Here is a 557-nt window from a genome sequence, read left to right as displayed (position 1 = left end):
GGGCTCCTATTTCAAATCCAGGTTGTGATTCTGTACCTTCTGTTCTTTCAACAGTTTTTACATCTCCTTTAGGAGTTGCTGGCTCTGCATCTTTAGGTGCATCAAAGTTTTGTGAGAAAGACGTTTTTCCATCTGCACTCTGTGTAATTACTTGATTTGAACTATTTTCATTTGATTTTAAATTGTCCATTTTCATATCATCTGCGCCTACTGCACCTCCTGCTACTAATCCTGTACTTAAAAGTGCCCCTGCTAATAATGTTTTAATCATTTTTCATTACCTCCTGTTTATTTGAAATATTCATCAAAAAAGTATCTAGAGTTAATATTTTAGTTATTATCTCTATCTACTTGCTTTTTGATTACATTTAGCATAAGACAAGAATCTATAGTTGATATGGACTGTATCTGGAGATTATGTAAAGAAAAATAGATGATCAGTTGCATATCCTAATGTGTGTTTAGACAAGATTGAAACTTTATATGAGTTTGATAATTAAACTATCCTTTGTTTTTGAGTGTGGGGTGAAACGTGGCGAGAAACTAACCTTTTTTTT

General features: G+C 32.7%; 1 protein-coding gene. It reads right to left on the bottom strand.

Annotated elements, in window-relative coordinates; genetic code table 11:
• Positions 1-271: alpha-ketoglutarate permease (locus ACTJJY_RS32090; RefSeq protein ID WP_440607453.1), on the bottom strand; the 271-nt coding region annotated here is incomplete at its 3' end.
• Positions 272-557 lie beyond the last annotated feature (286 nt).

The organism is Bacillus sp. 22475 (assembly GCF_052044835.1).
GTDB classification, from domain to species: Bacteria; Bacillota; Bacilli; order Bacillales; family Bacillaceae_G; genus Bacillus_A; species Bacillus_A cereus.
The sequence above is the reverse complement of the archived record's forward strand: the minus strand, read 5'-3'. Positions and strand labels throughout refer to the sequence as shown.